The 4,906-nt window shown below is 63.6% G+C and carries 3 protein-coding genes and 1 pseudogene; all 4 read right to left on the reverse strand.

From position 1 onward, the window contains the following. A partial coding sequence (locus AC1D0Z_RS15980) for a lytic murein transglycosylase (protein WP_477659207.1) occupies window positions 1-907 on the reverse strand: 907 nt, incomplete at its 3' end. A gap of 51 nt (window positions 908-958) precedes the next feature. After that, window positions 959-2,974 carry a transglutaminase TgpA family protein gene (locus AC1D0Z_RS15985; RefSeq protein ID WP_477659208.1) on the reverse strand — a complete coding sequence of 672 codons (2,016 nt, stop codon included), beginning with the start codon at window positions 2,972-2,974 and terminating at the stop codon, window positions 959-961. Between the two features lie 661 nt (window positions 2,975-3,635). Beyond that, window positions 3,636-4,661: a DUF58 domain-containing protein gene (locus AC1D0Z_RS15990; protein WP_477659209.1), complete on the reverse strand. Its 1,026-nt coding sequence runs from the start codon at window positions 4,659-4,661 to the stop codon at window positions 3,636-3,638. Window positions 4,662-4,691: 30 nt separating this feature from the next. Further along, window positions 4,692-4,906, reverse strand: a pseudogene (locus tag AC1D0Z_RS15995) (AAA family ATPase); the annotation flags it as partial.

Below are 4,906 nucleotides of genomic sequence, written 5' to 3' on the forward strand. Positions count from 1 at the left end.
RGGCGGGGCCGTTTAATACCGCGCCTTTGGCTGTGAAGCTTTCAACGCTGAACGTGGGCAAAATGTCTGGCGCCATCAGGGCGTCCATGTCGAGCCGGCTTTTGTCGAAGCTCACGGGGTAATGTGTGGGCATGCCGGGCTGCCAGTTGAAGGCCTTGAAGTAGCTGGCGACCGAGCCGATCACGTCGGCCGGGCTGCCCGACAGGTCAATGTTGCCGTCGCCGTCAAAGTCCACCGCGTATTTGACCCGGCTGGAAGGCATGAACTGCGGCATGCCCATGGCGCCGGCGAAGCTGCCGCGTGCGTCGAAGGGGCTGGCCTCAAGCCGGTGTTGCAGGGTCAGGAATTGTTCGATTTCGCCCTTGAAGAATTCGCTGCGTTCTTTGGCGCGCGGGTGGTTGGCAGGGAAATCGAAGGCCAGCGTGGTCAGTGCGTCCATCACCCGAAAACTGCCGGTGTCGCGGCCGTAGATGGTTTCCACACCGATGATGCCGACGATGATTTCGGCGGGCACACCGTATTCCTTTTCAGCGCGCTCCAGCGTCTGCTGGTTCTCCAGCCAGAATCGTTTACCCGCCTCGATGCGCACCGGGTCGATGAAGCGGCTGCGGTAGACGCGCCAGTTTTTGACGAAAGTCTTGGCCGGCGGCTGCATCAGCCGCACCACGGTGGCGTTGTAGCGCGACTGGCCGATCGCATCGCGCACCCAGTCAGGGTCGAGATCCCGGCGTGCTGCTATGTCGTCGGCAAACTGCATGGCTTCGGGGCGGGTCGAATACAGCGGCCCTTGAGCCGGTGCTGCTTTCGCGGCCACGCGCTTTTTGATAGTGATTACCTCGCCAGACCAGGCTGATCCGGCGCAAGCAGCTATCAAAAGGAGAGCAAATCCGAGACGTTGAAGGCGCATGAAGGAGAGTGATCGAATGACGGGGAGTGAGCGGGKAGGGCTGGTCCGATTTTAAGCGGGCCAGGCGAGCCGGTTGAACGCCTGCCTGAGCGTGTGAAGTTCCTGCGCTGTCTTTGCGCTGTTTGCCGGCACGGCGGCGTAGCGCAGGTGTTCGAGGCGCATCAACCAGTCATGCAGGGCCTGGCCTTGTGCCCCGTGGCGGCTCAGCACCTCCAGCGCCAGCTGCCGGGGCGAGGTGGCGGGGGTGCTGTGGATGCCGGCCTTTTCCAGCCGTTTGCGTACGCGGGCCAGCAGGCGCAGCCAGGGGTCGTGCTGGGCACGGTCCCACAGCGTCCAGGCGGCGCCGGCGAGCGCTGCCAGCACGACGATACCGATCAGCACGTAGCTCAGGTCTTCCCAGCTGGGAGACTCAAAGCCGATGTCTTTCAGCAGGTTGAGCTGTTTGCCTTGCGTGTAGTTCAGCACCCACTGGTTCCAGCTGTTGTTGATAGCCTCCCAGGTGGCGCGCAACTGCGCAGTCAGGGTTGGGCTTAAATTGCCCAGGGCCTGCGCCACCACGCCTTGCGGCGCGGCCAGGCGCTGGAAAGCCCCGGTTCGCCCCGGCGCCACGGCCGAGGTCGGGTCCACACGCACCCAGCCTTCGCCGGCCTGCCACACTTCGGCCCAGGCGTGTGCATCGCTTTGCCGCACCACCCAGTAGCCGTCAACGCTGTTGGGCTCGCCACCCTGGTAGCCGGTCACGATGCGCGCCGGAATGTCGAGGGCCCGCATCAGCACGACAAAGGCCGACGCGATGTGCTCGCAAAAACCTTCCTTGCGGTCAAACCAGAACTCGTCGGCAGTGTGCTGGCCGTACACGCCCGGCTCCAGCGTGTAAACGTAGCCACCGGTGCGCAGGCGTTCCAGCGCGACCTGCACCAGCATGCGGGCAGTGGCCACTGCATAACGCGGGTCCTGGCGAATCTCGGCTGCCAGCGCCAGCGTGCGGGGATTGAAGCCGGGCGGTAGCGCCACAAACTCCTGCAACCCGATCACCTGCTGGCGCGGCCCGTGCCTGAAGATCGGGTAGCTCTGGGCCTTGTAGCGCACCAGGTCGGTAATCGGACGGTTGGTGAACCACTGGAGGTCGGCGTCCATGGCGCTTTGGTAACCCGGCAGGCTTGGGCTGTCCGGCGCCGCTTCCATGACGAAGATCCAGGGGCGGTTGTTGGGCGCCAGGGTGACCTCGTAGCTGACCGGGGCACCGGCCACCTGCAGATTGGCGGGAAGCGCATAGCGCGATGGCAGAAAGGGGCGCAGGGGCTGCCAGTTGCGTCCGTCGAAGTTTGAAAGCACAGGTCCGCGAAAGTACAGGTCCTGCTGGGGAGGTGCTTTGCCGCCTTCAAAGCGGATGCGCATGGCCACGCTGTCGTCCAGTGCCAGGGTGGCGATATTGCCCACCTGCATGCTGGAGCTCAGGCCGCTGCGGCCAGTCATGGCGTCATTCGGCACTCCCCACAAAGGCGCCAGTCGCGGAAACAGTAAAAACAGCACCAGCATGATGGGTGCCCCCAGCAAGGCCATCCAGCCGGCTGTTCTGGCGGTTTGCAGCAGCGGCGGTTTACCAACCGGTAAATGGGCATTGACCAGCACGGTCAGCAGACCCATCAGCCCCAGCAGCATGCTGAAGGCAGTGAGCAGCGACTGGGAATAAAAGAAATTGCTCAGCATGCAGAAGAAGCCGAGAAAGAACACCACAAAGGCATCGCGCCGGGCCCGCAGCTCCAGGGTTTTCAGTGTCAGCAGCACGACCAGCAATGTCACGCCCGCATCACGGCCCAGCAGGGTGCGGTGCGTCATCAGCGTGGCGCCAATGGTGAGGGCCAGAAGTGCCAGCAGCCACCATTTGCCCGGCAGCGGACGCGCCTGCACAGCCAGCCAGCCGCGCCACACCAGCACGGCACTGGCGAGTGCGCTGCACCACAGCGGCAGGTTGCCCACCTGCGGCAGCAACACCCAGGCGATGACCAGCAGCAGGAACAGGGTGTCGCGGGCCTCGCGGGGTAGGGTTTTGAGGCGGGTCAGCATGGGGGTTCCCCTCCCCGTTCGGGCTGAGCCTGTCGAGGCCTCGTTGTTGTAAGGGCGCTGAGGTGGATTGAATTCCGGGGCCGGGGTTGCCGGCGGCAAGTAACTTTCTTTTGCTTCGCCAAAAGAAAGTCACCAAAGAAAAGGCGACCCTGGTTCCTGCGACCCCTGCGCTKCGCTMSGGGGCAACCTGCGGTGCTCGGCTCAGGCGGGGTCTCGCTCGAACTCGCCTTCGGCTCAGACAATCGCGATCCCTGATCCGCCTGAGCCTGCGCTCCTCGGCGCATCCACAAGGGGTGGGGAAAAGAAATACCAACAACCGAATACAAGAACCCGAATACCTGAAGAAACAAGTACTCGCCATGGCGAGTACTTGTTGGTATTGGTCCCCGATCCCGATTGCCCCTTGTGTATGCGCCGAGGAGCGCAGGGCCAGACGGATCAGGGCAAAAACTTGTTTGAGCGAAGCGAGTTGTTTTTGACCCCGTCTGGACCGAGCACCACAGGTTGCCCCGCAGCGAAGCGCAGGGGACGCAGGAACCAGGGTCGCCTTTTCTTTGCTTACTTTCTTTTGGCGAAGCAAAAGAAAGTGAGTTGCAGCCGGGCAACCCCCGGCCAGCAGAACCAGGCAAAACGTTCACCCGTCGGACAAAACCAGAAACCCTCAACATACCGCCAACGCCTCCAGGCAAAGCCGTTTATGCGCCTCCCCACTGGCAGGCTTGATCTCCAGCGAAGGCAACCTCAAACCATAGTCCAGCGCAAGCTTGTCGGCCATCAGTACCCAGGCACAGAGTCGTGAAAGTTTCTGTTCAACACCCGCAGAGCCCGCATTCATGAAGTCCAGCCAGAGTTCATGCCGCTGGGCTTGCTGTGTGTCGCGCACGACCAGGCCATTGCCTTGCTCATCGGCCTTGGCGGCTTTCTTCCAGACCACGAGCTTCATGGGATCGCCGCGCCGGTAGCCGCGTACGCCATCGAATTCACCCGTGCTCTGGGCCCGCAAGGCGGCCGCTGCGCCGCCGGAGCGGGGTTCGCCGGGCGGCAGCGGTGGCGGGTGGGCTTCGGGCTGCGGATAGACCAGGATCTGGGCAGCCGGGCGCCATACCGTCCAGACGCGAAAGGTGCCCAGGGGGTAACGGGTTTCAGCGGTCAGCGCCGGCAGCCGGTGCAGGCCGCGGCTGTGCGGCGTAAAGGCCACCTGCACCACGCTGCTGCCCTGCGCCGGCACATCGGTCCATACCCAGTGCTGTTCGTTGCCTTTTTTTGGGGTTTTTTGGGCGTCAACATCATGCGGATTCAGCACGCTGAGCCCGATGCCGTGACGCGTGGTGCCCCTGGCGTTCATGAGTTTTACGTCAAATGCGGCGGTAGCGCCCGCGTAATGCGCGGGAGGTGCTACCAAATTCATAGCAAGACCGCGCAGCGTGCCGTGGCAGACGTGCATACCGACCAAGGCACTGCCGGCCAGCAAAAAGGTCAGCAGGTAACCCAGGTTGAGCTGGTAGTTGATGGACGCCACCAGCAGCACCAGCAGTGTCACGCCCAGCATCAAGCCCGGACGTGTAGGCAGGATGTACACATTGCGCTGGGTCAGCGTCACGCTGTCGGTGAAAGGCAGCTTGCTTTGCCACCACTTCTGGAAGCGCCCCCGGATGAATGCCAGGGGGTTGGGAAAGGATGCCGTCATGGCCATGCGCTTTTCGGGCGTGCCCCGCCGTTAGGGAARGGGAACGGCGTCGAGCATGGCGCGCACCTGCTCCGCAGAGCCGCGCCCGGCGTCGCTGACCGGGATGAGCCGGTGCGCGGCGGTTTGCGGCAGTACGGCGGCAATATCATCCGGCGCCACGTAGTCCCGTTTACCGAGGAAGGCCTGGGCCCTGGCGGCCCGCATGATGGCGATGCCGGCGCGAGGGCTGAGGCCCTGCAGGAACC

This window comes from Polaromonas sp. P1_E3 (assembly GCF_056405935.1).